23 protein-coding genes and 1 pseudogene are annotated in these 26,611 nt (G+C 70.0%); 8 read left to right on the top strand and 16 right to left on the bottom strand.

Annotated elements, in window-relative coordinates:
• Window positions 1-3: 3 nt before the first annotated feature.
• From ACN2C8_RS16585 to ACN2C8_RS16560, 6 genes and pseudogenes are all read right to left on the bottom strand, one after another.
• A complete protein-coding gene (locus ACN2C8_RS16585) occupies window positions 4-1,569 on the bottom strand; it encodes a response regulator (protein ID WP_419253137.1) in 1,566 nt (521 codons plus the stop codon).
• Between the two features lie 1,024 nt (window positions 1,570-2,593).
• Window positions 2,594-2,734 (bottom strand): annotated as a pseudogene (locus ACN2C8_RS16580) (hypothetical protein); the annotation flags it as partial.
• Window positions 2,735-2,806: 72 nt separating this feature from the next.
• Entirely contained in the window at window positions 2,807-4,360 is a 1,554-nt protein-coding gene (locus ACN2C8_RS16575) for a YifB family Mg chelatase-like AAA ATPase (protein WP_419253136.1), read from the bottom strand.
• A gap of 120 nt (window positions 4,361-4,480) precedes the next feature.
• Window positions 4,481-5,434, bottom strand: a complete 954-nt coding sequence (gene gshB / locus ACN2C8_RS16570) for a glutathione synthase (protein WP_419253135.1) — start codon at window positions 5,432-5,434, stop codon at window positions 4,481-4,483.
• Between the two features lie 158 nt (window positions 5,435-5,592).
• The gene (locus ACN2C8_RS16565; protein WP_419253134.1) at window positions 5,593-6,363 is read right to left on the bottom strand and encodes a crotonase/enoyl-CoA hydratase family protein; all 771 of its coding nucleotides are present in this window, start codon (window positions 6,361-6,363) and stop codon (window positions 5,593-5,595) included.
• Between the two features lie 14 nt (window positions 6,364-6,377).
• Window positions 6,378-9,593, bottom strand: a complete 3,216-nt coding sequence (locus ACN2C8_RS16560; RefSeq protein WP_419253133.1) for a carboxyl transferase domain-containing protein — start codon at window positions 9,591-9,593, stop codon at window positions 6,378-6,380.
• Window positions 9,594-9,702: 109 nt separating this feature from the next.
• On the opposite strand from ACN2C8_RS16560, the gene ACN2C8_RS16555 reads away from it, so the two are divergent.
• From ACN2C8_RS16555 to ACN2C8_RS16545, 3 genes are all read left to right on the top strand, one after another.
• A complete protein-coding gene (locus ACN2C8_RS16555; protein ID WP_419253132.1) occupies window positions 9,703-10,485 on the top strand; it encodes an ImuA family protein in 783 nt (260 codons plus the stop codon).
• A 199-nt stretch (window positions 10,486-10,684) separates the two neighbouring features.
• Entirely contained in the window at window positions 10,685-12,064 is a 1,380-nt protein-coding gene (locus ACN2C8_RS16550) for a Y-family DNA polymerase (protein ID WP_419255903.1), read from the top strand.
• 162 nt (window positions 12,065-12,226) lie between these two features.
• Window positions 12,227-15,556, top strand: a complete 3,330-nt coding sequence (locus ACN2C8_RS16545) for an error-prone DNA polymerase (RefSeq protein ID WP_419253131.1) — start codon at window positions 12,227-12,229, stop codon at window positions 15,554-15,556.
• Window positions 15,557-15,895: 339 nt separating this feature from the next.
• Here ACN2C8_RS16545 and ACN2C8_RS16540 read toward each other — a convergent pair whose 3' ends face one another.
• The 5 genes from ACN2C8_RS16540 to rdgB are packed head-to-tail and all read right to left on the bottom strand — an operon-like array spanning window position 15,896 to window position 19,762.
• Window positions 15,896-16,711: a SirB1 family protein gene (locus ACN2C8_RS16540; RefSeq protein WP_419253130.1), complete on the bottom strand. Its 816-nt coding sequence runs from the start codon at window positions 16,709-16,711 to the stop codon at window positions 15,896-15,898.
• Window positions 16,708-17,085, bottom strand: coding sequence for a YraN family protein (locus ACN2C8_RS16535; protein ID WP_419253129.1), 378 nt, complete (start codon window positions 17,083-17,085; stop codon window positions 16,708-16,710). Before ACN2C8_RS16535 ends, ACN2C8_RS16540 begins: the two co-directional genes overlap by 4 nt.
• Window positions 17,082-17,966, bottom strand: a complete 885-nt coding sequence (gene rsmI / locus ACN2C8_RS16530) for a 16S rRNA (cytidine(1402)-2'-O)-methyltransferase (RefSeq protein WP_419253128.1) — start codon at window positions 17,964-17,966, stop codon at window positions 17,082-17,084. The genes ACN2C8_RS16535 and rsmI overlap by 4 nt, the downstream gene beginning before the upstream one ends.
• A 52-nt stretch (window positions 17,967-18,018) precedes the next feature.
• Window positions 18,019-19,167, bottom strand: coding sequence for a radical SAM family heme chaperone HemW (gene hemW / locus ACN2C8_RS16525; protein WP_419253126.1), 1,149 nt, complete (start codon window positions 19,165-19,167; stop codon window positions 18,019-18,021).
• Window positions 19,160-19,762, bottom strand: coding sequence for an RdgB/HAM1 family non-canonical purine NTP pyrophosphatase (gene rdgB / locus ACN2C8_RS16520; RefSeq protein ID WP_419253125.1), 603 nt, complete (start codon window positions 19,760-19,762; stop codon window positions 19,160-19,162). Before rdgB ends, hemW begins: the two co-directional genes overlap by 8 nt.
• A 25-nt stretch (window positions 19,763-19,787) precedes the next feature.
• On the opposite strand from rdgB, the gene ACN2C8_RS16515 reads away from it, so the two are divergent.
• The 4 genes from ACN2C8_RS16515 to ACN2C8_RS16500 all read left to right on the top strand — a co-directional run bounded on the left by ACN2C8_RS16515 (window position 19,788) and on the right by ACN2C8_RS16500 (window position 21,547).
• Window positions 19,788-20,381 carry a glutathione S-transferase N-terminal domain-containing protein gene (locus tag ACN2C8_RS16515; RefSeq protein WP_419253124.1) on the top strand — a complete coding sequence of 198 codons (594 nt, stop codon included), beginning with the start codon at window positions 19,788-19,790 and terminating at the stop codon, window positions 20,379-20,381.
• Window positions 20,382-20,521: 140 nt separating this feature from the next.
• Entirely contained in the window at window positions 20,522-20,638 is a 117-nt protein-coding gene (locus ACN2C8_RS16510) for a hypothetical protein (RefSeq protein ID WP_419253122.1), read from the top strand.
• Between the two features lie 131 nt (window positions 20,639-20,769).
• Window positions 20,770-21,303 (top strand): DUF2975 domain-containing protein, encoded by a 534-nt coding sequence (locus tag ACN2C8_RS16505; protein WP_419253120.1) that lies wholly within the window; start codon window positions 20,770-20,772, stop codon window positions 21,301-21,303.
• A gap of 19 nt (window positions 21,304-21,322) precedes the next feature.
• Window positions 21,323-21,547, top strand: coding sequence for a helix-turn-helix domain-containing protein (locus ACN2C8_RS16500; protein WP_419253119.1), 225 nt, complete (start codon window positions 21,323-21,325; stop codon window positions 21,545-21,547).
• A 10-nt stretch (window positions 21,548-21,557) separates the two neighbouring features.
• Here ACN2C8_RS16500 and ACN2C8_RS16495 read toward each other — a convergent pair whose 3' ends face one another.
• The gene (locus ACN2C8_RS16495) at window positions 21,558-22,436 is read right to left on the bottom strand and encodes a transglutaminase-like domain-containing protein (RefSeq protein ID WP_419253117.1); all 879 of its coding nucleotides are present in this window, start codon (window positions 22,434-22,436) and stop codon (window positions 21,558-21,560) included.
• 92 nt (window positions 22,437-22,528) lie between these two features.
• The gene (locus tag ACN2C8_RS16490) at window positions 22,529-23,455 is read right to left on the bottom strand and encodes a transglutaminase family protein (protein WP_419253116.1); all 927 of its coding nucleotides are present in this window, start codon (window positions 23,453-23,455) and stop codon (window positions 22,529-22,531) included.
• A 146-nt stretch (window positions 23,456-23,601) separates the two neighbouring features.
• Here ACN2C8_RS16490 and ACN2C8_RS16485 point away from each other — a divergent pair, with 146 nt between their 5' ends.
• Window positions 23,602-24,279 (top strand): N-formylglutamate amidohydrolase, encoded by a 678-nt coding sequence (locus ACN2C8_RS16485; protein ID WP_419262208.1) that lies wholly within the window; start codon window positions 23,602-23,604, stop codon window positions 24,277-24,279.
• On the opposite strand, the gene ACN2C8_RS16480 is transcribed toward ACN2C8_RS16485, so the two are convergent.
• From ACN2C8_RS16480 to rph, 3 genes are all read right to left on the bottom strand, one after another.
• Window positions 24,233-24,613, bottom strand: coding sequence for a PilZ domain-containing protein (locus tag ACN2C8_RS16480; RefSeq protein WP_419253110.1), 381 nt, complete (start codon window positions 24,611-24,613; stop codon window positions 24,233-24,235). The two genes, ACN2C8_RS16485 and ACN2C8_RS16480, sit on opposite strands and share 47 nt — an antisense overlap.
• Window positions 24,614-24,706: 93 nt before the next feature.
• Complete coding sequence (locus ACN2C8_RS16475; RefSeq protein ID WP_419253108.1) at window positions 24,707-25,696, bottom strand: S1C family serine protease; 990 nt, start codon at window positions 25,694-25,696, stop codon at window positions 24,707-24,709.
• A 93-nt stretch (window positions 25,697-25,789) separates the two neighbouring features.
• Complete coding sequence (gene rph, locus ACN2C8_RS16470; protein WP_419253107.1) at window positions 25,790-26,506, bottom strand: ribonuclease PH; 717 nt, start codon at window positions 26,504-26,506, stop codon at window positions 25,790-25,792.
• Between the last annotated feature and the right edge of the window lie 105 nt (window positions 26,507-26,611).

Here is a 26,611-nt window from a genome sequence, read left to right as displayed (position 1 = left end):
CGCTTAGCCGGCGACCTTGGCCCGCGTCGCGGTTTTCGTCCAGACGCCGGGGGCGCCCGCTAAAGCGACCTTGGGACCCGTCCAGCGGGTCAGCACGTCGCGTAGGGCGGCGTGGGTCAGGGGCTTGACCAGGAAATCGCTCATGCCGGCCGCCAGGCAGGCGCGGCGGTCCTCGTCGAAGGCGTCGGCGGTCAGGGCGACGATCGGCGTGGTCACGCCCTGGGCGCGCAGGCGAACGGTGGCGTCCAGGCCGCCCAGCACCGGCATGCGCAGGTCCATCAGGATCAGGTCGTAGCTGTCGCTGGACAGGGCCGCCACGGCCTGGGCGCCGTCGGCGACGCGGTCGACCTTGCAGCCTTCGCGCTGCAGCAGGGTGCGGGCCAGCAGGGCGTTGATCGGATTGTCCTCGGCCAGCAGCACCCGCACGCCCGGCGCGGCGGCCGGGGCGATGCGGTCGTCCTCGGCGGGCTTGTCGGCGGGGGCGGGGCTGTGGGTGGTGGCCTGCAGCACCTGGGCGACGATCGAGGCGGCGCGCAGGGGCTTGATCAGATAGCCGCTGAAGCCGGCCTTTTTCAGCCGGTCGATGCGGCCGCGCTGGTCGGGGGTCAGCAGCACCACGGCGCGGTGGCCGGCGGGAGGCTTGAGGGCGCCGCGCGGACCGGCCAGGGCGGCGTCGATCAGCAGCACCGCGTCGGACGGGGCGGCGGCGGTGGCGGTCGCGACATCGGCGGCGACAATGGCTCGGCCCCCGGCCGCCTCGATCTGGCGGGCGGTGGCCAGGCGGACGATGGCATTGGGCGAGGCCACGGCCACGACCCGGCCGGCCAGGGACAGGTCGCGGGTCGGCGCGGCGAGGGTTTCGAACGGGGCCTCGAACCAGAAGTCGGCGCCCTGGCCGAGCTTGCCGCCGACCCCGGCCTTGCCGTCCATGGCGCGGGCCAGCCTTGCGACAATGGCCAGGCCCAGGCCCGCCCCGCCCAGCTGGGTACGGTGGCTGGCGTCGGTCTGCACAAAGGCCTCGAAGATCTTGGCGCGGGCCTCCGGCGCCACGCCTGGCCCGGTGTCGGCTACGGAGAAGCGCACGCGGCCTTCGCCCTTGGGGCCCGGCGCGGCGGTTGCGGTCAGCAGCACCCCGCCCTCTTCAGTGAATTTCACGGCGTTGCCGGCATAGTTCAGCAGGATCTGCCGCAGCCGGCCCTCGTCGGCCAGGATGGTCGGCAGGCCGGACGAGGCGGCCCAGGCGATTTCGATGCCCTTTTCGTGGGCGCGCGGGCTCATCAGCTCGGCCACCTGGCGCAGCAGGCCCTCGATATCGACCGGCGTCGGGGCCAGGGCGATGGCCGTGGCCCCCAGACGGGCGAAGTCCAGCACGTCATTGACCAGCGACAGCAGGTGATCGCCGCTCTCGCGCAGGGCTGTGACATAGGCCCGCTGCTCGCCCGTCAGCCGGGTGCCCTCCAGCAGCCGGGCCATGCCCAGCACGCCGTTCAGGGGCGTGCGGAACTCGTGGCTCAGGGTGGCCAGTTGCTCGGGCGTGACGCCGTCCGGGGTGCGGGGAGTGCTGCTCATGAGCGCGGAGCCTAGCGGGCGCGGCTTAACGGCCGGTCAAAGGGGGGCGGTGATCTGTCCGGTCCGGACAAGGACACGGCTGCGTCGCTTCACGCGGAAACCCGCTGAAGGGTTGGGAAGGGTCACGGAGCGTCCGGGCCTCGCCCGGAGGAGGGGGATAGTGAATACCGTTTCGACGAAGACAGACGCTCCGCGCAGCCGTTATTCGGGAGCATCGCCGGGCTGGCGGGGTTTTAACCCGCTCCGGTAGCCAGGCCCCCGACGGGTGGAGGGGCTAGCGACCCCGTCCAGACCGCATGGGCGATTTCAGCCCATGCCTGTTGCGCGCCGCCGGCCCGTCGCCGAGGGATTGATCCTGAACCCCGACCCGAAGCGCCCGCCTTCCCCGGAGGGACAGGCCACGCCTCGCAAACCGGGCGAACAGGCCCAGAGCGACAGCCGACGGAACACTTCCCGCTCGACCACATCCCAAGGCCCATCAGGTCGCCGGCCGACGTCCCTTCCCTAGCCTTGGGGTGAAATCAGTATGCGGGCGGTTTGGGCGCGTCTGACTGGCGCGATCGATTATTTTACAAGCTTCTGATTTCGTTGGGATCAGATCCGGAAAGTACGGGGATACAGCACGGCGTATCCCCATAAGTCCTCCCCCTGAAGGGGGAGGCGGCCGGAGGCCGGTGGGGGAAGACCGCACCGAGTCCGCAGCACTACCCCCTCCGATCGCTCCGCGATCGCCTCCCCCTTCAGGGAGAGGACTTTGGAGGCCGCCCGCCCCCTCCGCGCCGGAGGGAGCCATCCTTACATCTCACGGCGAGACGATCGCCGGAGTGGAAAGGTCTCTCAAGGACCGGTCTTCGACCGGCCGCTCCGCGGCGGCGCGGAGCGCCGTCCTTGACAGACCTTTCCACTCCGGCACGCTTCAGCCTCCAAGAGATGTAAGGCTTGGCGCGACGCGGGGCGTCGGCTTTCGGGCTGGAAGCCAAGGGCGCGCTTTCGACCCATAGCTGACCTAAATCCCTCTCCTTTAGGGAGAGGGAGGGGCCCGCCGCGAAGCGGTGGGAGGGTGAGGGGTTACGAGGCTTGACGGCGTGCCGGCACTCCGTCGAACGCCGTAACCCCTCACCCCAACCCTCTCCCTATGGGAGAGGGAGCAACGTCCCCAAACCACCCCTCTCGGCCTTTCAGAAGGTCTGCTCGCGGGCGCTCAAGTCCAGGCCCGCCGTGTCACCCCGCCCGCCCCTCAAAACGTCGACGCGCCAGACGCGAACCCGCCCTGTTCCTCCCCCGGCGCGGCCGACCGGCGGTGGGCCAAAGCCTCCGCCACATGCACCCGGCGCACGCCGTCAGCGCCTTCCAGGTCGGCGATGGTGCGCGACAGGCGCAGTACCCGCGTCCAGCCTCGGGCGCTGATCCGGCCGGCCTCGGCGGCGCGGGCCAGCAGGCTGCGGCCGGCTTCGTCAATGGCGACGATCCTGTCCAGGAAGGCGCCCTCGGCGCGGCCGTTCAGGCTCTCGGCGCTGTCATAGGCTTCGGCGCGGTCGATCTGCCGCTGGCGGGCTCGCGCCACCCGGGCGGCGAACTCGGCCGAGCCTTCGCTGGGCGGCGGCAGGGCCAGGTCGGCGGCGGTGACGGCGGGCATGTCGACCGACAGGTCGATGCGGTCCATCAGGGGTCCAGACACCCGGCCCTGATAGTCGCGCTGGCAGCGCGGAGCCTTGCCGCAATAGCCGCGCCCGGCCCCGCCGTGGCCGCAGCGGCAGGGGTTCATGGCCGCCACCAGCTGCACCTTGGCCGGATAGCGCACATGGGCGTTGGCGCGGGCCACCATCACCTCGCCGGTTTCCAGCGGGCCGCGCAGGCTGTCCAGGGCCTGCACCCCGAATTCCGGCAGTTCGTCGAGGAACAGCACGCCGTTGTGGGCCAGCGACACCTCGCCCGGCTTGGCCTTGTGGCCGCCGCCGGTCAGGGCCGCCATGCTGGCCGAATGGTGCGGCGAGCGAAACGGCCGGGCGCGGGTCAGGGCCCCTCTGGCAATCAGCCCGGCCACCGAATGGACCATCGAGGTCTGCAACAGCTCGGTCGAGGTCAGGGGCGGGAGAAGGCCCGGCAGGCGCTGGGCCAGCATCGACTTGCCTGAGCCTGGCGGACCGACAAAAAGCAGGTTGTGCCCGCCCGCGGCGGCGATCTCCAGGGCGCGCTTGGCGTGCTCCTGACCTTTCACGTCGCGCAGATCCTTGGCGCGTTCGCCCTCGATCACCGGACCGGGCGAGGGCGCGGTCAGCACCTGACTGCCCCGGAAGTGGTTGATCAGCGACACTAGGGAGCGCGGGGCCAGGATGCGGGTGCCGCCGGCCCAGGCCGCTTCGGGGCCGCTGGCCTCAGGGCAGATCAAACCCAGGCCCATGGCCCCGGCCGCCATGGCCGCAGGCAGGGCGCCGGCGGCGGGGACGATGCGGCCATCCAGCGACAGCTCGCCCATGGCCGCCCAGTCATCCAGAGCGTCCACCGGAATGACCCCGATCGCCGCCATCACCGCCAGGGCGATCGGCAGGTCGAAATGGGTGCCCTCCTTGGGCATGTCGGCCGGGGCCAGATTGGCGACGATGCGCTTGCCCGGCAGCGACAGCCCCAGGCCGGCAAAGGCCCCGCGCACCCGCTCGCGGCTCTCGGCCACGGCCTTGTCGGCCAGGCCCACGATGACGAAGATCTGCTGGCCGCTGGTCAGCTGCACCTCGACATCGACGCGGCGCGCTTCGACGCCCTCGAACGCCACCGTGACGACCTTCGCGGCCATGCCCGCCTCATGGATCGGTTGGAGTTATCCACACACGAACCATGAGGTGAAGGGTGTAGCAAGAACGAAAAATGAACGTTTCGGGAAATCAGCGCCCTACGACGGTCACTTCGTCCCAGGTCAAGCTTGGCCGGCGCGGATCGCCTCGATGCGATCCCACAGCACCGCCGAGGCGTCAGCCCCGCCGAACCGCTTCAGTTGCTGGGCTCCGGTCGGCGAGGTGACGTTGATCTCGGTCAGATATTCGCCGATCACGTCGATGCCCACGAACAGCAGGCCGCGCCGCTTCAGCTCCGGGGCGATGATCGCGCACAGTTCCAGGTCGCGGGCGGTCAGCTCGACCGCCTCGGCCCGGCCGCCGACCCGCAGGTTGGAGCGCACCTGGCCGGCGGCCGGCACGCGATTGATCGCGCCCACCGGCTCGCCGTCGACCAGCAGAACGCGCTTGTCGCCCAGGCTGACGGCCGGCACGAACTTCTGGGCGATCACCTGCTCGCGGCCGATCATGGCGTGCAGTTCCAGCAAGGCGTCGAGATTGGGATCGTCGGCCAGCAGCCGCGCCACACCCGAGCCGCCGCCGCCGTAGAGCGGCTTGAGCACGATATCGCCATGCCGGGCGCGGAAGTCGTAGATCGCCTCATGATCGCTGGTGATCAGGGTCGGGGGCTGCACCCCGGGAAAGTCGGTGACGAACAGCTTTTCGGGCGCGTTGCGCACCTCGGCCGGATTGTTGACCACCAGGGTGTGGGGGTGAACCTTCTCGAGGAAGTGGGTGGCGGTGATGTAGGCCATATCGAACGGCGGATCCTGGCGCATCAGCACCACGTCGATGTCGTCCTTCATGTCCAGCAGCACGCTCTCGCCCAGCTCGGCGTGCGCGCCCTTGGTGGCGGTCAGCACCAGCGACTGGGCGCGGGCGAACACCCGGCCGTCCTCCATGGACAGCTTGTCGGGCGTATAGACCCACAGCCGGTGACCGCGGGTCTGGGCTTCCATCATCATCTGGAAGGTGGTGTCGGTGTCGATATTGATCCCCAGAACGGGATCCATCTGGACGGCGACTCTCAACGACATGGACGACTCCGGATCAACTTGGCGCCAGGACGTGCGACGTCCGGCGCTGCGACTGCCTAGTTAAGGTGGCGACGGCGGGATTGCGAGGGGCGAGTTCATTACGGTGACAGTGCACTTTACGCCCCGATCCCCGCCGTCGCGCCCAATGGCCCGGGCCTTCAGTCTGGCGCGGCTTGACCGCCGCGACCCGCCCCGCCGGTGAAGCGCGCTGCGCCTGACCGAGCCTCGCGGCGCAGGGGTTCGACCCCGCCGCGCCCCTCGGCCTTCAGGGCCTCGGCCAGATCGCTGTCCCATTGCCCAAAGGCCGAGGCGCGATCGGCCCGCAGGCAGATCTGGGGGAAGGCGGCGATGCTCCGCGCCAGGGCTTGCGCCTCGACCAGGGCCGAACCCTCGGCGACGACCCGGTCGGCCAGGCCCCATGACAAGGCCTCTGCGGCGCCGACCGCGCGGCCGGTCAGGATCATGTCCAGCGCCCGGCCCTGGCCGACGATGCGCGGCAGGCGCACCGTGCCGCCGTCGATCAACGGCACCCCCCAGCGTCGGCAGAAGACCCCGAAGGTGGCATTGGCGGCCGCCACGCGCATGTCGCACCACAGGGCCAGCTCCAGCCCGCCGGCCACGGCATAGCCCTCGACGGCGGCGATCACCGGCTTGGACAGCAGCCGGCGCGTCGGCCCCATCGGGCCTTCGCCGACCGGATCGTAGCGCTCGCCCGCGCCGCTCGCGGCGACGGTCAGGTCAAAGCCCGAACAGAAGGTCCCGTTGGCGCCCGTCAATATGGCCACGGCCGCCGTTTCGTCGGCCTCGAAGGCGTCGAAAGCCGCGTTCAGCTGCAGGGCCGTGGCGGGATCGACGGCGTTGCGGCGCTCCGGGCGGTTGATCGTCACGGTCCAGACCGGACCGTCGGTGGTCAGTTCGACGTTGCTCATGGTCCGTAGCCTTCCTAGAAACTGTCCACCCGCACCGCCCAGGGCCGCGCCGACCCCGTCGCCGCATCCAGCCCGCCGACCAGCCAGCGGCGGGTGTCGGCCGGGTCGATCACCGCGTCGATCTCCAGGGCTGCCGCCATGCTGGTCGCCTTGCCGGCCGCATAGAGCCGGGCCACCAGCTGATCATAGAGGGCCTTCTGCTCGGCCGGATCGCTCAGGGCCTCCAGCTCCTTGCGGTAGCCCAGCTTGACCGCGCCCTCCAGGCCCATGCCGCCGAACTCGCCCGTGGGCCAGGCGGCGATGAAGGCGGGGGAATGGAAGCTGCCGCCGGCCATGGCTTGCGCCCCCAGGCCATAGCCCTTGCGGGTGACCACGGTGAACAGCGGGCTGCGCAGCTTGGCGCCGGCGATGAACTGGCGGCTGACCCGGCGCACGGCGGCGGCGTCTTCGCTGTCGGGCCCGACCATGAAGCCGGGCGTGTCGCACAGGCTCAGCACCGGCAGGGCGAAGGCGTCGCACAGTTGCAGGAACCGCGCGGCCTTCTCGGCCCCGTCGCAGTCGATGGCCCCGCCCAGATGGCGCGGATCATTGGCGATCAGGCCCATGGGGCGACCCTCGATGCGGATCAGGCCGGTGACCATGCCCGCCGCGAAGCCGCCGCGCAGTTCCAGGAAGGAGCCTTCGTCCACCAGGCCATTAATCAGTGTGCGGACATCATAGACTCGCAGGCGGTTTTCGGGGATCGCCTGGCGCAGCCGGCGCTGGTCGGGGGCGGTCCAGTCGGCGAGCGTCCCCTGGAAATAGGACAGGGCCTGCTTGGCCAGCCGGGTGGCGTGGGCCTCGTCGTCGGCCAGGATGTCGATAACACCATTGGCCCACTGATGAGCCGAAGGGCCGATCTGCTCGGGCTTGAACACGCCCAGCCCGCCGCCCTCGATCATGGCCGGACCGCCCATGCCCAGATTGCTGTCGCGGGTGGCGATGATGATCTCCGACAGCCCGGCGATGGCGGCGTTGCCGGCGAAACAGCGGCCTGCGACGATGGCGATCTTGGGCACGATGCCCGACAGCTGGGCGAAGCTGCGGAAGGTCGGCACGTCGAGGCCCGCCACGGCGGTGGTGTCGGTGTCGCCCGGTCGCCCGCCGCCGCCCTCGGCGAACCAGACCACCGGCAGTTTCTGGTCGGCGATCAGCGCCATCAGCCGGTCGGTCTTGCGGTGGTTCATTGCGCCCTGCGTGCCGGCCAGCACGGTGAAGTCATAGGCCAGGGCCGCGCAGCGGGCCTTGTCGGGGGCGAAGAGCGCGCCATTGACCGTGCCGATGCCGGTGATCAGGCCGTCGGCCGGGGTATTGGCGATCAGGTCCTCGGTCGTGCGCCGCCGCTTCTGGGCGGCGATGGCCAGGGCGCCGTATTCGAGGAAGCTGCCCGGATCGACCAGATCGTCGATGTTCTCCCGCGCCGTGCGGTGGCCGGTCTTGCGACGCCGGGCCACGGCCTCGGGACGCGCCGCGTCGAGGGTGAAACGGTGGCGGGCGATGACCTCTGACAGGTCCGGACGGATCGCGTCGAGGTCCTCAAGGACCGCGTCGGCGGCGATGGCGGCCTCCATCTCGACCGGCTCCAGGAAGATCAGCGGCTGTCCCTCGGCGACGGTCTGGCCCGCTGCGGCGGCGATCTTCAGCACCCGGCCACCGGACGTGGCGTGGACGAGGTGCTCCATCTTCATGGCCTCCAGCACCGCCAGGGCCTGACCCGGACGGACCAGATCGCCCTCCGCGACCTCGATCGCCCCGACCGTGGCGGCCAGGGGGGCGGCGACGGTGATCGCGCCGTCCAGGGTCTCGAAGTGGGCTTGGGCGCGCTCTGGCGGCAGGGGAAGCCCGGCGACCAGCTCGGCGGCGTGGTCGTCGATGAAGCGGGTGGTGGCCCCACCGTCCTTCCAGTCCGACTGCGCCAGGATCGCCCGGATCAGCGGGGCGGTGGTGGCGACGCCGGTGATCGTGAATTCGCTAAGCGTCCGGTCCAGACGCGTGGCGGCTTCCGCCGGGGTGCGCCCCCGGGTGATCACCTTGGCCAGCAGGCTGTCATAGGCCCCGCCGACCACAAGGCCGACCGCGCCGGCGCCGTCCACCCGCACGCCCAGGCCGCCGGGCTGGGCATAGGCGGTGAGGGTTCCGGACGAGGGTTTCACCTGGCCGTCGGCGGTCAGGGTTTCGGCATTGATCCGCGCCTGGATCGCCGCGCCGACGGCGGGCGGGGCGGCGGTCAGGTCCAGCTCGGCCAGGGTCTTGCCCGCCGCCAGTTCGAACTGCAGGCGCACCAGATCCAGGCCCGTGACCTCTTCGGTTACGGTGTGTTCGACCTGCAGGCGGGGATTGGTCTCGATGAAGGCGAAGTCGCCGGTGGCGGTGTCGAGCAGATATTCCACCGTCGCCAGGCCGCGATAGCCGGCGCAAAGGGCCTGCGCGGCGCTGGCCATGGCCGCGCGGGTGGCGCCTGGCAGGTTGGGGGCCGGGGCGATCTCGACCAGCTTCTGGTTGCGGCGCTGCAGGGAGCAGTCGCGGTCGCCCACCGCCAGCACCACGGTCCCGTCGCCGACGATCTGCACCTCGATGTGGCGCGCGCTTTCGATCAGCTTTTCGGCATAGAGGCCATCATCGCCGAACGCGGCCTTGGCCTCGCGGGCGCAGGCGGCGAAGGCGGCGTCCAGCTCGCCGGGGTCCAGCACCAGCCGCATGCCGCGTCCGCCGCCGCCGGCCCGGGCCTTGAGCATGATCGCGCCGTGCTGGGTCAGGAAGTCTTCGGCGGCAGGCAGGTCCAGCGCGCCGGTTCCGGGGATCAGGGGGACGTTCAGCTTTGCGGCCAAGGCCCGGGCGGCGGCCTTGTCGCCGAAGGTTTCCAGATGCTCGGGCGCCGGGCCGATGAAGGTGATCTCCGCCGCCGCGCAGGCGCGGGCCAGGGCGGGGTTCTCCGACAGGAAGCCATAGCCGGGATGCAGGGCGTCGCAGCCCGCGCCCTTGGCGGCGGCGATGATGGCCTCGATGTCGAGATAGGCGCGGGCCCCGGAGCCGGGCAGGGCGACGGCCTGATCGGCGGCGGAAACGTGCGGGCTGGCGGCGTCGTCACTCGCGAACACCGCCACGCTCTGGATGCCAAGCTCGGCGGCGGCGCGGGCGATGCGGAGGACGATTTCGCCGCGGTTGGCGATCAGCACGCGCTGGAAGGACATGGCGTTTCCTGGAGGGGCTTCATACGGCCGTTTGACGCACCATGGCCGCCCCCGCTTGACTCTCCAAGCCCATAAGATCAGAACAAAATAGGAACAAAGGATTGGGATTATGGCCGGCCCGCGCGACGCGCGCCTAGCGGCATTGAAGGGCCAGATTGCTGCTCTGCAAGCAGGCGCCCGGACTCCGAGTCCGATCCTGAGCTTTGGTGATGCGGCGATCGACAGCTGTTTTCCGGCCGGCGGTCTGCCTTCGGGATGCTGGCACGAGGTGATGGGCGCCGGGCTGGAGGACGAGACCTCTGCGGCGCCTGCCGCCTTCGCCGCCCTGCTAACCCGGCCTCTGCTGAAGACCGGGGCGGTGGTCTGGGTGATGCGGCGCACCGATCTGTTCGCGCCGGGTCTTGCGGGGCTCGACGTTCCCACCGGCCGGCTGATCCAGGTCAAGGCCCGCGACGAGGCCGAGGTGATGTCGGTGCTGGAGGACGCCCTCTCGACCGTGGGCGTCGCCGCCGCCATCGGCGAGGCCCAGGCGCCGGAGCTGAAGGCCGGCCGCCGGCTGCAACTGGCCTGCGAGAAGCGCGGCAGTTTCGGCGTGCTGCTGCACCGGCGGCCCTATGGCGGTCCCGCAGGGCGGGCGCGGACGGTGTCGGGTTCGTCGTCGTTCAGTCGATGGCGCATCGCCGGCGCGCCCAGCCAGCCGCCGCCGGATGTTCCCGGCCTGGGCCCGCCGCGCTGGCGGGTCGAGCTTGAGCGCTGTCGGGGCGGACGTTCCGGCGCATGGGTTTTGGAGTCTTCGGAGGCCGAGCATGGCCCGCATCCTTTCCGTCTGGTGTCCCAACTGGCCGATCACGACCTGGCGACGGCGGAATCCGGGTTCAGACGGGCTGGGTGAAAAATCCTCCCCCCAGCGGGGGAGGCGGCGCGAAGCGCCGGAGGGGGAAGTGATCCCCAAGGCTGGCCAACTTCCCCCACCGTCGGCTGCGCCGACACCTCCCCCTTCAGGGGGAGGACGTGCCCCGCCCCCCTTCGCCCTGCTGATCTCCGACTCCGGAACCCGCCGCCTGGCCGCCATCGACGAGGCCGCCATGGCCCTGGGCCTGCGCCCCGGCCAGAAGGCCGCCGACGCCATGGCCCTGGCGCCCGACCTGGTCACCGCCGACCACGATCCCGAGACTGATCGCGCCGCGCTGGAGGCCCTGTGCGACTGGTGCGTGCGGTTTTCGCCGGCCGTGGCCATCGACGGCGAGGACGGCCTGTTCCTCGACATCACCGGGACCGACCACCTGTGGGGTGGCGAGGCGGCGATGATGGCTGACCTGCTGGCGCGACTGGCGCGCTGGGGCGTGCCGGCCCGGGCGGCGATCGCCGACACGCCCGGCGCGGCCTGGGCTCTTGCCCGGTTTGGGGCGCGATTTGGCGATGAGGGTGCGATCGCACCGTCGAACGGACAGAGGCAGCGGCTGGCGCAGCTGCCGGTGGCGGCCCTGCGGCTGGACGACACCGCCACCGCCCAGCTGCCGCGTCTGGGCCTGTTTCGCATCGAACAGCTGCTGGGCCTGCCCCGCGCCCAGCTGGCCAAGCGGTTCGGCATGCATCTGACCCAGCGCCTGGACCAGGCCCTGGGCGCGGCGGGCGAGGCCCTGGTCTATCGCCGCCCGGCCAGTCCGTGGTTCGACCGTCTGGCCTTCGCTGAGCCGATCAGCGCGCCCGACGACCTGGCCCGGGTAGTCGGCGATGTCACCGCCCTGATCTGCAAGCGTCTGGAGGCCGAGGGCCAGGGCGCGCGGCGGTTCGAGGTGGTCTTTCACCGCCTGGACGGCAAGGCCCTGCCGGTGCGGGCGGGGCTGGCGCGGCCGGGCCGCGACGCCGCGCGCCTGACCCGGCTGATGATCCCCAAGCTGGACGTCATCGACCCCGGCTTCGGCATCGAGGTGGTCACGGTGTTCGCCGGCGACGTCGAACCGCTGAGCGCCGTGCAGGCGCGGCTGGACGCTGAGGCCGGGACGGGCCTCGACGAAACGCTCGCCCCCCTGGTCGACCGGCTGATCAACCGCCTGGGTGAGGACCGCGTCTGGCGGGCCGATCCGTATGAGAGCCACGTGCCCGAACGCTCGGTGATCCGCCGCGCGCCGCTGGCCGCGCCCTCCGGCCAGACCTGGGACTCCGAGCGCCCCCGGCCGGTGCGGCTGTTCAAGCGGCCCGAGCCGATCACGGCGATGGCCAAGCTGCCCGACGATCCGCCGGTCCAGTTCCAGTGGCGCGGCCGCGCGCACCGCGTGCGCCGCGCCGAGGGGCCCGAGCGCATCGGTCAGGAATGGTGGCGCGGCGATTTCGACGACACCGGGCCGGGCAGGATCCGCGACTATTACCGGGTCGAGGACGAGGCCGGCGGCCGGTTCTGGATCTTTCGCCAGGGGCTGTTCGGGGCGGGCGAGGACCCGAAGTGGTGGTTGCATGGCCTGTTTGGATGAGCTGCAAGTCCTCCCCCTGAAGGGGGAGGCGGCGCCCCCGGGTCGCGCGAAGCGCGCGCCCGAGGACAGGCTCCGCGCCGGAGGGGGAAGTCATCCCCAGCGCTGGCCGTCTTCCCCCTCCGTCCGCTTCGCGGACACCTCCCCCTTCAGGGGGAGGACTTGATGACGACCCCCGCCTATGCCGAGCTGCAAACCACCAGCAACTTCTCGTTCCTGCGCGGGGCCTCCCACGCCCGCGAGTTGATGCCCACCGCCCAGGGCCTGGGTCTGGCCGCTGTCGGGATCACTGATCGCAACACCCTGTCGGGCGTGGTGCGCGCCTGGACGGCGGCCAAGGACCTGCAGGTCCGCGCCCTGACCGGCTGTCGGCTGGACTTCGCCGACGGCACGCCCAGCCTGCTGTGCTACCCCTCCGACCGCGAGGCCTTCGCCCGACTGACCCGCCTGCTGACGGTCGGCCAGCGCCGGGCCGGCAAGGGCGAATGCGAGCTGCACTGGGAGGATTTCCTGCAGCATGCCGAGGGCCAGCTGGCCCTGATCGTGCCGCCCGCCAAGCTGGATGAGACCTTCACCGCCGACCTGGACCGCATGAGCGCCGAGCTGCGCGGCCGGGTCTGGCTGGCGGCCAGCCGGGCCTATGCCGCCCGCGACCTGCAGCGGCTGGCGCGGCTGGACGAGCTGGCCCGCGCGGCCGGCGCGCCGATGGTGGCCACCAATGACGTGCTCTATCACGGCCCCGAACGGCGGCCGCTGCAGGACGTGATGACCTGCGTGCGTGAGCACTGCACGATCCACGAGGCGGGCTTCTTGCTGGAGGCCAATGCCGAGCGCCACCTGAAGACGCCGCAGGAAATGGCCCGCCTGTTCGAGCGCTGGCCGCGCGCGGTCGAGCGCACGATGGAGATCGCCTCGCGCATCGATTTCGACCTGGGCAAACTGAGAGAGGAATATCCCGACGAACCGGTGCCGCCGGGCAAGACGTCGATGCAGCACCTGACCGATCTGACCTTTGCCGGCGCGGCCTGGCGTTATCCGGGCGGGGTTCCGGACAAGGTCGTTGCGCAGCTGAACGAGGAGCTGCGGCTGATCGGCAAGATGAACTATCCCAACTATTTCCTGACCGTGCACGACATCGTGCAGGAGGCGCGGAAGATGGGGATCCTGTGCCAGGGGCGGGGATCGGCGGCCAATTCCTCGGTCTGTTTCTGCCTGGGCGTGACCTCGATCGACCCGACCGAGCACCGCCTGCTGTTCACCCGCTTCATCTCCGAGAACCGCGGCGAGCCGCCGGACATCGACGTTGATTTCGAGCACGAGCGGCGCGAGGAGGTGATGCAATATGTCTATCGCCGCTATGGCCGCGACTATGCCGCCATCTGCGGTACGGTGATCCACTATCGGCCGCGCAGCGCCATCCGCGACGTGGGCAAGGCCCTGGGTCTGACCGAGGACGTCACCAGCCTGCTGGCCGCCACGGTCTGGGGCAGCTGGGGCTCGAGCCTGCCGGAAGAGCATATCCGCAAGGCGGGTCTGGACCCCGAGGCGCCGGAAATCGCCCGCGCGGTCAGCCTGGCCACCGAGCTGCTGGGCTTTCCCCGCCACCTGTCACAGCATGTCGGCGGCTTTGTGCTGACCAAGCGGCGGCTGGACGAGACCGTGCCGATCGGCAACGCCGCCATGAAGGACCGCACCTTCATCGAGTGGGACAAGGATGACATCGACAGCCTGGGTTTGATGAAGGTCGACATCCTGGCCCTGGGCATGCTGACCGCCATCCAGCGCGGCTTTGGCATGCTGCGCGCCGAGCACGGCTTGCCGATCCACGATCTGGCCGACGTCCCCCGCGAGGTGAAGGGCGTCTATGACATGCTGACCAAGGCCGACTCGGTCGGGGTGTTCCAGGTCGAGAGCCGGGCCCAGATGTCGATGCTGCCCCGGCTGAAGCCGGCGGAATTCTATGATCTGGTCATCGAGGTGGCGATCGTCCGACCCGGTCCGATCCAGGGCGACATGGTCCATCCCTATCTGCGCCGCCGCAACGGCCAGGACCCGGTGGAATGGCCCGCGCCGTCGCCCGAGCACGGCCCGGCCGACGAGCTGAGGGGCATATTGGGCAAGACCTTCGGCGTGCCGCTGTTTCAGGAGCAGGCCATGAGTCTGGCCATCGAGGCCGCCAAGTTCACGCCCGACGAGGCCGATGGCCTGCGCAAGGCCATGGCCACCTTCAAGAACCTGGGCGCGCCGGCCGAGTATCGCGACAAGTTCGTCGAGGGCATGGCGGGGCGCGGCTATCAGCGCGACTTCGCCGAGCGCTGCTTCAAGCAGATCGAGGGCTTTGGCCATTACGGCTTTCCGGAAAGCCACGCGGCCAGTTTCGCCAAGCTGGTCTATGTCTCGGCCTGGCTGAAATGGGCCTGGCCCGACGTGTTCTGCGCGGTGCTGATCAATTCCCAGCCCATGGGCTTCTACCAGCCGGCCCAGCTGGTGCGCGATGCGCGCGAGCATGGCGTCGACGTGCGGCCGCCCGATGTGATGAGCAGCGACTGGGACTGTACGCTTGAGGACATCAGACGTGTCATCCCGGAAACGGCGCAGCCGTTATCCGGGACCGATCCAGAGCGCCGCGCTTCCGGCGGTCCCGGATCTTCGCGCTCCGCGCTCGTCCGGGATGACAGGGTTTCCGGGAACAAGCTCTTCAACCCCGACACCCGCCCGTTCTGGAAGGCGGTTCGCCTGGGTCTGCGTCAGGTCAAGGGCGTGCGCGAGACCGAGGCTAAACTGCTGGCCATGGCGCGCGACGAGGGCGCGCGAACCCCGGCCGACTTCGCGCAATATGGCGTGCCGCAACGGGCCCTGGAGCTGCTGGCCGAGGCCGACGCCTTTGCCTCAACCGGCCTGAGCCGGCGCGAGGCCCTGTGGGCGGTCAAGGGCGTCAAGGGCGAGAGCAAGGCTCCCGTCCAGGCGCCGCTGCTGGCGGGCCTGCCGCTGTTCGAGGCGGCGGTCAGCCTGCCGGTCATGGCCCTGCCCCAGGCGGTGGCCGAGGACTATCGCACCACCAGCCTGTCGCTGAAGGCCCATCCCTGCGCCTTCTATCGGCCGATGCTGGATGGGATGGGCGTGATCCCGGCCGATCGTCTGCCGCAGATCAAGGACGGCAAGCGGGTCGCGGTGGCCGGCATCGTGCTGATCCGCCAGCGGCCCGGCACCGCCAAGGGCGTGGTGTTCGTCACGATGGAGGACGAAACCGGCGTGGCCAATGCGGTGGTCTGGAAGGACCGCTTCGAGGCCGACCGCAATACGGTGATGACCGCCTCGTTCCTGGTCGTGCATGGCAGGGTGCAATCGGCCGAAGGCGTGATCCACGTGGTCGCCGAGCGCTTCACCGACCTGTCGGCGCAGCTGGGACGGCTGAAGGAAGACCCCGCAGCGCCGGCCCCGCGCGTGCGGCACAAGGTGTCGGGGCGGCTTCAGCGCAGCCGGGATTTTCACTAGACCGGTGTTTCGAGGCGCGCCCGCGAGGATGATCCGGATCGGGCCCCTGTGCCTTTGACCGCTGGCGTTCAGTTTGCCCGGAAGGACGGCCGACGCCGGACGCCCCCTCCGTCACGATGCGTATTCGCATCGCGCCACCTCCCCCGTTTCATGGGGCAGGAGGGTGAAGCTGTTCTTCTCCTGCCCCGTAGCGAAGCGTGCGGGGGAGGTGGCGCGCTGCAGATATGCAGCGTGACGGAGGGGGCGTTGCTGAGCCTGACTTCGGCCATCCACCCATAGCGGCCCTCCGTATCGTCTGCTTCCGGGCGGCAAGCGACGATGGACGCTGAGCGTCCTCGCCTAGTTCAGTCGCAACCGCACCCGCTCGCGCGCCGCGCGGGCGGCGATGGCCGCGCCGCCGTCGAGGATCTGGGCGCGGGTCAGGGCTTGCAGAGCCCCCGCCAGGGCGCCCTGGCCTTCGCGGGCGGCGGCTACGTCCAGCCAGGGCCGGTGATCGGCCGGATTGAGCAGGGCGCGGCGCAGGGCCGAGCGTTCGGCGCGTGGCCAGTCGCGGGCCTGCTGGGCGCGGGCGAAGATGTTGTTCTGTAGGCGGATCAATACGGCGCGGTCCGGGACCGGGGCCATCAGCAGTTCCAGCCTGGCGGCCACGTCGGGCATCAGGCCGGTGCGCAGGGCGCGTCGCGACAGCTCCGAGGGCAGCACCACCCGGCCCTCGCCGAACGGATCGAGGGCCAGCGGCCCCTCGTCGGTCTCGATGCGCAGCAGGAAGTGGCCGGGGAAATCGACGCCGTGCAGGGCGAGGCCGGCCTGACGCGCGGCGTGCAGGTAGAAGACGCCCAGGGCCACCGGCAGGCCCTTGCGGCGCTGGGCGATGGCGATCACGTCGGCATTGTCGGGATGGTCGTAACTGATCAGGTCGCCGGTCAGACGCAGGTCGCCGGACAGGGCTTCGGCGACGGCTTCTTCGGGCGACTCGGTCTTGAGGCGCTCGGCCAGGCGTTCGCCGGCCTCCTGGGCCAGGGCGATCACCGGGGCGGTGTCGCGGTCTGGGTCGTCGTGCACGGCGCAGGCCAGGGCGGTCTCGAACAGCGGAAAGCCATGGTCGGGGCCTGTGCCGACCCGGGTCAGGATCGCCTCGGCCTCTTCGCGGGTCATTGCCCCTCCCTCCAGGCATCGCGCAGGTGGCGCGGCCAGCGGCCCGGGGCCAGGGCGATGAGGTCCAGACGCAGCGTTGTGTTCCGCAGGGCGGTGCGATGCTGGACGATATGGGCGGCGGCGCGCCTCAGGCGGGCGCGCTGGTCGAAGGTCACGGCGTCGAGGGCGTCGTCCAGGCTGGCGCGTTGCTTGACCTCGATCACCGCCAGCACGGCGCCGCGCTGGGCCAGAAGGTCGATCTCGCCCAGCGGGGTGGGCAGGCGAAAGCCCAGGATGCGATAGCCCTTGAGCATCAGCCAGGCGGCGGCCAGCACCTCGGCGCGTCGGCCGCTCAGGCGCGCCTTGGCGCCCCGCGCCTGGCGGACGGCGGTCATCCCTCGGGATCCTGAGCAGCGTCCTTGAGCGCCAGGGCCTGGCGGTAGAGATCGCGGCGCGGCAGGCCCAGGGCCTTGGCCACTTCCGATGCGGCCTCGCCCAGCGGCAGGCGGGCCATGGCCTCGCGCAGGGCGCTTTCGGCGTCGCCGGCCTGGATGGGCGCCTCCGAGCCGGGACCCACGAGGATCACGATCTCGCCCTTGGGACTTTCAAAGCGCGGATCGGCGGCCAGCACGTCCAGCGGGCCGCGAATGCAGGTCTCGTACAGCTTGGTCAGCTCGCGGGCCACGGCGGCGTCGCGCGGGCCAAATACGGCGGCCATGTCGGCCAGGCTGTCAGCCACCCGCGAGGCGCCTTCATAGAAGATCAGGGTGGCGCGGACGGGGGCCAGTTCCTCGAAGAAGGTCTTGCGGGCGGCGCTCTTGGGCGGCGGGAAGCCGGCGAACAGGAAGCGGTCGGTGGGCAGGCCGGCCAGGGTCAGGGCCGCCAGGGCCGCCGAGGCGCCGGGGATCGGGAACACCTGGTGGCCGGCGGCGATGGCTTCCCGGGCCAGGCGAAAGCCGGGGTCGGAGATCATCGGCGTGCCGGCGTCGGAAACCATGGCCACGCGCTCGCCGGCTGCCAGACGCTCCAGGATCTTGGGCGTCACCCGGTCGGCGACGTGTTCGTCGTAGCGCTCCAGCCGTTTGGAGATCTGGTAGGCGGCCAGCAGCTTGCCCGAGACGCGGGTGTCCTCGGCCAGCAGGACGTCGCAGGCGTTGAGCACATCCAGCGCCCGCAGGGTGATGTCGCGCAGGTTGCCGATCGGCGTCGCCACCAGATAGAGGCCCGGCGCCAGGGGCGCGTCGGACAGGGCGGGCGGGTCGGGGTGGCGGCTCACGCGGGGGATCCTTCCGCGCCGGGGCGCGATGATGGTTCGGGGCGCAGTCCTATCAGGTCGCGAGCGCGCCTGTCAGCCGGTCCAGCACCAGACGCCCGGCGCGGGTGGCGCGCAGGCGGTTGGGATCGTCAACCAGCAGGCCCAGTTCGACGTGATGGCGCACCTTGGCGGCGTCGGCCGACAGGCCCAGGATCGACAGTTCGTCAAAGGCCACGCCGTCGTCGATCCGCAGCCCCAGCAGCAATCGCTCCTCGGCGGCCTCGGTGGGCGAGAGGGTCTCGCGCTCGAAGCCGAGGCCGGTGTCGCGCACGGCGGCGACATAGTCGGCGATCCTGCGATGGGCGGTGGTGGCGACGCGCTCGCCCTCGAGGTTCAGTCGGCCATGGGCCCCGGGGCCGACGCCGACATAGTCGTGGCCGCGCCAGTAGACCAGATTGTGCCGCGAGCGCGCCGCCTCGCCCCGCGCGTGGTTGGAGACCTCATAGGCGTCGAAGCCGGCCGCCTCCAGCACCGCTTGCGTGGTCTCGAACAGGTCGTGGGCCCGGTCTTCGTCCGGCACGATCAGCGTGCCGCGTCCGACCGCGCGATCGAAGGCGGTGCCGGTCTCGATGGTCAGCTGGTAGGGCGAGACGTGCTCGGGGCCCATGGCCAGCACGTCTTCCAGTTCGGCGCGCCAGTCTTGGACGGTCTGGCCGGGGCGGGCATAGATCAGGTCGACCGACAGGCGCGGGAAGGTGGCGGCGGCGATCGCAATGGCCCGCCGCGCTGCGCCGGCGTCGTGGTTGCGGCCCAGCAGGGCCAGGGCCTCGTCGTGCAGCGACTGGACGCCCAGCGACAGGCGCGCCACGCCCGCCGCCGCCAGGGCGGGAAAGCGGCCGGCCTCGGCGTCAGTGGGATTGGCTTCCAGGCTGATTTCCAGATCGTCGACGGGCGACCACAGCCGCCGGGCCGTCTCGATCACCCGCGCCACCTGGGCCGGGTCCATCAAGGAGGGCGTGCCGCCGCCGAAGAAGATCGACAGCAGGCGGCGCGGCCCGGTCAGGGCGCGCTGGGCTTCAAGGTCGGTGACGATGGCGTCGGCCAGCTGGGCCTGTTCGACGGTCCGCCCTCGGTCGCGCACGACGTTGAAGTCGCAATAGGGGCAGATGCGCGCGCAGTAGGGCCAGTGGACGTAGACGCCGAGCGCCGGAAGATCAGTCAAACAGCGCGGCCTTCAGCTTCTCGAACGCCCGGGCGCGATGGCTCATGGCGTCTTTCGCCGCCGGTTCCATCTCGCCGAAGGTCAGGTCGTGGCCCTCGGGCACGAAGATCGGATCATAGCCGAAGCCCCGGGTCCCGCGCGGCGGGAAGGCCAGGGTTCCGTGGACCTCGCCCTGCACCACCACCGACGGACCGTGCGGCCAGGCCACGGCCAGGGCCGAGGTGAACCAGGCGCTGCGATCGTCCGAGCCACTTTCTTCCAGCCGTTCCTCGACCTTGGCCATGGCCAGGGCGAAGTCCTTGCCCGGTCCGGCCCAGCGGGCCGAATAGATGCCGGGCGAGCCGTCCAGAGCCGTCACCGACAGACCCGAGTCGTCGGCGATGGCGATCATGCCCGACAGGTCGGCGGCGTGACGGGCCTTGAGCAGGGCGTTGCCGACGAAGCTGGCCTCGGTTTCTTCCGGCTCGGGCAGGTTCAGGGCCCCGGCGGAAACGAGTTCAAATCGCCCGTCCAGCAGGGCGGAGATCTCGGGGACCTTGCCGGGGTTGTGCGTGGCCACTACGAGCTTAAGCCCAGGCTCCAGTCTCAGCGCCATGATCGGCTCCTTGAGGAAAATACCAATGCGGCTCCTTTACTCCGCCTTGTCGCCGTTTGCGCGCAAGGTTCGCATCGTGGCGCACGAAAACGGCTTTACCGACGCCATCGTGCTGGAGACCGTCGCCCCGTTCACCGACGAGAGCCTGCGCGCCAACAATCCGCTGAGCCAGGTGCCGACCCTGATCCTGGGCGACGGCGAGATCCTGTTCGATTCCTCGGTGATCTGCGACCATCTCGACGCCGAGGGCGGCGCGGGCCTGATCCCGGCTGGGGGTGCCCCGCGCCGGCGCGCCCTGACCCTGCAGGCCCTGGCCGACGGCATGGGTTCGGCCGCCGTCGCCGTGGTTCGCGAGCGCATGCGGCCGGCGGATGACCAGCGGCCCGAGCTGATCGCGCGTCAGCTTGCCGCCATCATCGCCGGGCTGGACCTGCTGGAGGCCGAGGGCTTTACCGATGATCGATGGGCGATCGCCCAGATCGCTGTCGCGGCCCAGCTGGCCTATTTCGACGCTCGCCAGGTGATCGACTGGCGCGACGGTCGACCCAACCTGGCCGTCTGGTTCGAGGCCGCCGGCCGGCGCGAGTCGATGGTTGTGACTTCCGTGCAACTGGCCTGATGCCCATCGATCATCATTGCTAAAGTTTAATATCGTTTATCGATATTCAGCATTGTTGTAACCCAAATCGGGGTCTATCTGTTTGCTGTGGACGCCGCCGAGCCTGGCCGGCGTCCGGCCACCTCATGGATCCGCCCAAAATGCCCGCCGCCCGACTGTTCCGCATCGCCGACAAGGTCCTGATGACCCTGATCACCGCCGCCCTGATCGTGGGCGTTCCGGTCTCGGCGATCGCCTTCGTGGTGCAGACGCTCTAGTCATTTGTTTCAACGCATTTTCTGACGACGAACCGGCGTCCACTTCGTCGGAAAATGCTCTAGGGTTTCTGGAAGCCCGCCGCGACGCGGGCCAGAACAGACTGCCCTGGGGAGGGCGAGGGAAACAGCCAATGCGCGCCTTGGGGCCAGGCTCGGTATCGAGCTTTCTGAAGATCATCCTCGACGTCATCTATGTCGGCCTTTGGATCTTCGTCAGCCTGCTGTCGCTGTTCACCCTGGTGGCGCTGCTGTTCAGCTTCAATCCGGAACTGCTGGCCCAGATCCTGCCGATCAGCGACGCGGTCGAGGCCGTCAGCCGCGATGGCCCGCTGTTCGCTGGCGCCCTGGCCGCCTGGGCCCTGCTGCTGGGCGGCTGGATGGTGATCGTCGAGCGGCTGCGCCGGATCTTCGCCACCCTGACCGCCGGCGACCCCTTCCATCCCGACAACGTCCTGCGCCTTCGGGTCATTGGCCTGATCCTGGCCAGCCTTGAGGTGGGTCGCTACGTCTTTTCCGGTCTGGCCCGCTGGCTGGCCCCCAAGACCAAGCTGATCGACGACAGCTTCACCCTGACCGCCTGGTTTTCCGTGATGGTCGTCTTTGTCCTGGCCGAGGTCTTCCGCGAGGGCACCCGCCTTCGCCGCGAAGCCGAACTCACCATCTGATCCGCGGAGATTTCATCCCATGCCCGTCCGCGTGAACCTCGACCGTGTGTTGCTTGACCGCCGCATGTCGCTGACCGAACTGTCCGACCGCGTGGGCGTGACCATCGCCAACCTGTCGATCTTGAAGACCGGCAAGGCCCGCGCCGTGAGGTTCTCGACCCTGGACGCCCTGTGCCGCGAGCTGGACTGCCAGCCCGGCGATCTGCTGACCTTCGAATCCGGCCCGCCCGACACCGAAGACTGAGCCGGCACGGCTACAGGGGCGAGCGGGCCCGCACGGCGCGTCCCGCCTCGCCCGTGGTGTCGATCACAGGCACGGGCAGGGCGTCAGTCTCGGTTTCATAGGCCCAGACCCGGAATCCGTTCAGCTGGTGGGGCCCAAACGAGGTCAGCATCGCCACATCGGCGGCGTCGCGGCCATGGGCCACCACGATGCGGCCGATGCGCGGGATGTTGTTGCGGGGATCGAAGGCCCACCATTGGCCGCCGAGATAGACCTCCATCCAGGCGCTGAAATCCATCGGGTCGACGCGCGGCACGCCGATGTCGCCCAGAAAGCCGTTCACATAGCGGGCCGGGATGTTCAGGCAGCGGCACAGGGCCACGGCCAGGTGGGCGTAGTCGCGGCACACGCCGATGCGACCCTTATAGACCTCATGGGCGGTGCGGGTGGAGCAGGCGGTCATGTAGTCGAAGGTGATGTGGTCGTGGACGAAGTCGCAGACGGCCTGGACCCGGGCCCAGCCTTTCTGGATATGGCCAAAGCGGTCCCAGGCGATCTGGCTCAGGCGGTCGGTCTCGCAATAGCGGCTGCCCATCAGATAGCCCAGGCAGTCGTCGGGCAGGTCGGCGACAGGGTGCAGCCGGGCGTCCGGGGCTCGGGGATCCACCGCGCCGCTGTCTTCAATGACGCTGTCGCTCCACAGGGTCAGGACGCCGGCCGGGGCCACGAAGCGCCGGCAGGGATTGTCGAACAGGTCGCGATAGGTCGAGGTCTCGATGGCCGGCGTCGTGAAGAACGATTCCGCCATCCGCACATCGGCCTCGCGGCCGTCGCGCAGGCCCAAAAGGGTGACCATCGCGGTCGGCCGCTGGCAGTAGACCGTGATCTCGTAGCCGTAGCGGATCAGCATCGTCGTCGTCTCACAAGGAGCCGGGCGCCGTGCGGGCGAATCCGGGATCAGGGGTGGTCAAACCACAACGCGCGGGCCGGCCGAAGGATGCGTCAGCCGAAAGCCGTGACGAGTGACGGGGCCAGATGGTCCTCGATGCTGGTGACATCGACCTCGACATCCATGCCCAGATAGTAGGTGGGAAAGCCCGCCCAGGTTCCGTGAACGGGCGGCGCCAGGCGCGGATCGCGCACCACGGCGACGCGGATCAGGTCGGTATTGCCGACGATGCCGTTGGTCGGGTCGAACTCCACCCAGCCGCATGACGGCAGATAGACCCGCAGCCAGGCGTGGGTGTGGCCCCCTCCGGTGCGCTCGACGGCGACCTGCTTGCGCGAGGGGCTGTGGATGTAGCCGGACACGAACTGGGCGGCCAGGCCCAGGCTGCGCACGGCCTCGATCATCAGCACCGCGAAGTCGCGGCAGGTGCCGCCCCCGCTCTCCAGGGTGGTCAGCGGCGCCTGCACGCCGCGCTCGAAACGCTTGCCGTATCGAAAGTCGGCATAGATCGCCTGGGTCATCTCGGCCAGCAGGTGCTGCAGGCAGGTGGCCCCCGACGGCTTGACGAAGCGCCGGGCCCAGCGGGCCAGGACGCCGTCAGGGTCCTCATGCTGGGGCGCGATCGACTGGACCAGATCCGGCAGGTCGTCGCTGGAATAGGTGAAGGGCCGGCCGGCTTCATAGACATCGACATGGCCGGGCACGTCGCCAAAGGCGGGCAGGGGCGTGTGGTCCAGGGTGAACTGGCTCTCAAAGCTCAGCTCGCTGGCGCGGCCATTGAAGCGGGCGACGCCGATCCAGTTGCCCAGCACGTCCTGGACGTAGCGCAACTGGATGGGGGTCGGCGCGATCAGCAGGGTCGACGACAGCAGTCGCTGATCGCAACCTTCGCGCGGGCGAAGCATCATGCGATGATCGCCAAACGCCACGGGATTGCGGTACCGGTAGCGCGTCAGATGGCGGACCGAAAGCACAGGCATTGCACACTACTGGCCGGGATTCGGACCTGGGGTCGACCCACCTTCTTGTCGCAGGTGATCCGGACCCGGTCATTGTGCTCAATGCAGGCGCCCCGTCGGCCTTTCTGCTTCTGGGGGACCATGCGGGGCGCGAGATCCCGAAGCGCATGAGCCGGCTGGGCGTCAGCGACGCGGCTCTGGACCGCCACATCGCCTGGGATATCGGCATAGCGGGGCTGGGAGCCCGGCTTTCCGCCCTGCTGGACGCCACCTTTATCGCGCAGGCCTATTCGCGACTTGTCGTCGACTGCAATCGCCGGCCCGGGGCCGACGGCGCGATGCCGGTGGTCAGCGACGGCGAGCCGATCCCCGGCAATCGGGACCTTTCGCCGCAAGCCGTCGCGGCCCGGATGGCCGAGATCTACGACCCCTATCAGGACGCCATCGCCGCTGCCCTCGAGGCGCGGGCCGGACGACGGACCCTCCTGATCGCCCTCCACAGCTTCACGCCGGCGATGCAGGGCGTGGACCGGCCCTGGCGCCTGGGCGTGCTGCACCGTCACGACTCGCCGTTCTCGTCGGCGGTGCTGGTGCGGCTGAGAGAGGATCTGGGCGCGGCGGTCGGCGACAACGCGCCCTATGCGATGGACGAAACGGACAACACCATCCCGCTGCACGCCGATGCGCGCGGCCTGGACTATCTGGAGCTGGAGGTTCGTCAGGACCTGCTGGCCGACGCCGAAGGGCAGGCGGAGATGGCCGACTGGCTGGCGCCGCGACTGGTCGAGGCGCTGGAGTTTACTGCTCGGCTTCCAGAGCCGCCGCCTGGCGGGCGCGCCGCCTAGCAAACAGCAGGGCGGCCTCGGCCGCGCCTTCGACGCCGCCGCCGGGACGATCCAGGGTGTCGCTCTCGACGAACTGCAGGCCCGCCTCGCGCTCTGACTGCCAGACCGACCGGGCCAGGTGGATGCGTCGCACGCGGGTGTCGACCAGATAGAGATCGCCGTCCGGAAGGGTGGCCCCCAACAGCCGGATCCGCGCCCCGCCTTCGGCCACATCGATCAGGGCGCAGCGCAGCGTGTCGCGTCCGCTGACCAGATAGACCTTCCGCGAGGTCGGCCGGCGCGCATGGGCGCGCTGGTCGGCGGCAGAGGCGGTTTGTCGGGCGGTTGCTCGCATGGGATGAGCTTATGCCACGCCAAGGTTAACGAGCGGATGTTTGTACTGAAGGTTGGGTGAGACGCTTCGCCGCGCCTGCCGGGCAGGCAGATTTCAGTTGTAGCGCGGCTTTTTCAGCAGGGTCGCGCGGTCCATCGAGCGGATCTCGACCTCGAAACTGTCGCCCTCGCGCAGCACGCGCAGGGGGATGGTCGCGCCGGCCGGACCCTGGTTCCACAGGGCGGTGTAGAACTCGGTCAGGTCCGCAACCCCCTGGCCATCGACGGCCAGGATGATGTCGCCGGGTCGCAGCTCGGCCCGCGCGGCGGGGCCCTTGGGCGAGATGCCGACCACCACGACATGGTCCTGGATCTCCTGGGCGAAGACGCCCAGCCAGGGGCGCGGCGGATGGGGCGACTTGCCCCGCGCCAGATCGTCGAGAATGGGTGGCAGCAGTTCGGCGGGCACGAACAGGGTGATCGGATTTGACGACCCGTCGCGGCCCCGGGTCTCCAGGCTCAGCGACCCCAGGCCCACCAGGTCACCCTTGGGGCCGATCAGGGCTGCGCCGCTCCAGTGCGGATGGGCGGGCGCGGCCATGATGGCGTCGTCGAGCCGATATTCCCAGTAACCGGCGAACGGCATGCGGGTGATGATCTGGGCCGCCGCTGCGTGGTCGCGCCCTCCGGCCCCGGCGGCGATGACCGCCGAGCCGGCCGTCAGGTCCTTCGACGAGCCGATGCGCATCGGCGACAGGTCCAGCGGCTGCAGGGCCTGGACCAGGCCCAGCCCGCTGCGGGCGTCGATGCCCAGCACATGGGCCGAGACCCGGCGGCCGTCATTCAGCGTCAGGATCACCTCCCGCGCCTCGGTGATCAGATAGGCCATGGTCAGGACCAGCCCCGTGGGGCTGATCACCACGCCATTGCCGATGCGCTCGGTCCCCAGGATCGTCGCCGTATAGGCGTCGGCCGGCACGCGCGCCTCAAGGGCGACGACGGAGTCCAGCACGGTGTCCAGGTCGAACGAATAGGCCTCGGCCGAGGGCCGCAACCGGGCTTCGACTTCATGGCCCCTGAAGGGAGGCGGGAAAGATGAGGGCATGCCAGCCTCCTGTTCTTGAGTCAGGAATCTGGGGCTCGCCGCGCCCTCCGACAAGAGGGCGCGGCGTCGCGGGCGTGTTTCAGGCGCCGGCGCCTATTTCCCGATAGCCGCCTTCTGGAAGGCGAACAGCTCGCCGATGCCCTTTTCGGCCAGGCCGTACAGGCTTTCGAACTCGCCGCGGGTGAAGCCGCGCTTTTCGCCGGTGGCCTGGATCTCGACGATGTCGCCGCCGTGGGTCAGGACGAAATTGCTGTCGGCCTCGGCGTTGGAGTCTTCCTCATAGTCGAGGTCGAGCACCGGGGTGTTGGCGAACACGCCGCACGAGACGGCGGCGACCTGGCCGGTGATCGGGTCGTTCTTCAGCACGCCTTCATCCAGCAGGTACTGCGTGGCCAGGCGCAGGGCGACCCAGGCACCGGTGATGGCGGCGGTGCGGGTGCCGCCATCGGCCTGGACGACGTCGCAGTCCAGGGTGATCTGGCGCTCGCCCAGGGCCTTCAGGTCGACCACGGCGCGCAGGGAGCGGCCGATCAGGCGCTGGATTTCCTGGGTGCGGCCGGTCTGCTTGCCGGCGGCGGCCTCGCGGCGGCCGCGGGTGTGGGTGGCGCGGGGCAGCATGCCGTATTCAGCCGTGACCCAGCCCTGACCCTTGCCGCGCATCCAGCCGGGGATGCTTTCCTCGACGCTGGCGGTGACCAGCACCTTGGTGTGGCCAAAGCCGATCAGGCACGAGCCCTCGGCATAACGGTTGACCCCAGTCTCCAGCGTGACGGCGCGCAATTGGTCGGGGGCGCGTTTCGAAGGACGCATGGCTAACTCCGGGGCTTTGAATGCTAGAAGGGGCCGCTTATCCTATCTGTGACGGGAACTTGAAAGAGCGCCCGACGCATTTGTCGCTCAGCGAGGTCTTCGGCT

This window comes from Caulobacter sp. ErkDOM-C (assembly GCF_048541825.1).
GTDB lineage: Bacteria > Pseudomonadota > Alphaproteobacteria > Caulobacterales > Caulobacteraceae > Caulobacter.
Note: the sequence above shows the minus strand (reverse complement) of the source record. Positions and strands in the feature narration are given on the sequence as shown.